General features: G+C 71.7%; 1 protein-coding gene and 1 pseudogene. Both read left to right on the forward strand.

Features of this window, described 5'->3' with window-relative positions:
- A pseudogene (locus tag PUR61_RS06625) lies at positions 1-346 on the forward strand (hypothetical protein); the annotation flags it as partial.
- A gap of 3 nt (positions 347-349) precedes the next feature.
- A complete protein-coding gene (locus PUR61_RS06630) occupies positions 350-1,213 on the forward strand; it encodes a DUF3592 domain-containing protein (RefSeq protein WP_329876628.1) in 864 nt (287 codons plus the stop codon).
- Positions 1,214-1,281 lie beyond the last annotated feature (68 nt).

The raw sequence follows: 1,281 nt of genomic DNA on the forward strand, positions 1-1,281 counted from the left end.
CAGGTTGGGCGGTTCCGCCGCCACGCTCGCCAGAGGCGAGGACCGGCGGCGGGCGCTCACCGTCGCCGTCCAGGAGCGCCTGCTGACGGTCGTCTTCGCCCCGACCGGCACCCCGGCGGCCTCCCGGATCGACCTGGAGTCCCTGCCGTACGATCGTGTCCCCGCCCTGGTGCGGGAGGCCACGACCACGCTGGGCGTCGGCACCCTGAGCACCTGGCAGCTCACCGCCGACCGTCTGACCGGCACGGTCGTCCTCAGGGTCTCCGTGACCGGCTCCGAGGGCGTCGCCTACCTGGAGGCGGACGGGCAGGGCACGGTTGTTCGGCGTGTTTCGGCGGGAGGCTGACCCATGGGCTGGCATGCGTATGCGGCGCTGTGGTGCGGGGTGTTCGGTGCGTTGGCGCTGGTCGGATACGGGAGGTCGTTGGCCGGGATGACCCGGGCGCAGCGGACGGTCCGGGCGAAGGGGCGGATCGAGCGGGTGGGGGAGCCGCGGCACGGGAGTTCCCCGAAGGACGGGATATCCGTGGTCGTCTCGTTCCAGGACCCGTCCACCGGGCAGGAGTTCACCGTCACCAACGACGGTGAGCGGGGCGAGAGGATCAGTGTGGCGTGGACGGGCCGGGAGATCGGCGTGTCCTACCCGCGCGGCAGACCCCATGCCGTCGGGTTTGCCAGTCAGGTCTCCGAAGGCGGGCGCGGCCTCGGCCGGCCGAACTTCTTGCTCTTCCTCGCCTACGCCGGCCTGGTCGCCGTCGCCGTTGTCGACCGGGGATGGCCGTGGGCTCTGGTCGGCTTCTGCGGGCCCTGGGCCCTCTCCGGCCTCTTCCACCTGCCCGGGAACGTCCGTGACCGGAACCGTCGTGTCGACGAACTCGCCGCGATGGCCGTCGTCCCCGGCCGGGTCGTTGCCGTCCTCAGGAGCGTCACCGTCGACTCCGACGACGGCCACGCCTCGACCACCCTGATGCCGGTCGTCACCTTCACCACCCTGGACGGCAGGGAGGTCACGGCCTACTGCGGGTCCGGCATCCCCGACCCCGCCGGATCGCGGGGATCGGACCTCGCGGTCCACTACGCCCCCGCAGATCCGGCCGACTTCGTTCTGGACGTCGAGGCCGAACGCCGTTCCTGGAAGCGGGACATGGCCGTCAATGTGGTGGGTGTGCTGGTCGTGGTGGCGGCGGCCGTGGTGGGGGTGGTCGCGCTGTGACCCGGGAGCCGGTTATCGTCCCGCCATGGAGCCGCTGACGTTCGACTACGAGAGCCTGCATCTGCGCG

The sequence above is a fragment of the Streptomyces sp. BE20 genome (genome assembly GCF_036322525.1).
Classification (GTDB): Bacteria; Actinomycetota; Actinomycetes; order Streptomycetales; family Streptomycetaceae; genus Kitasatospora.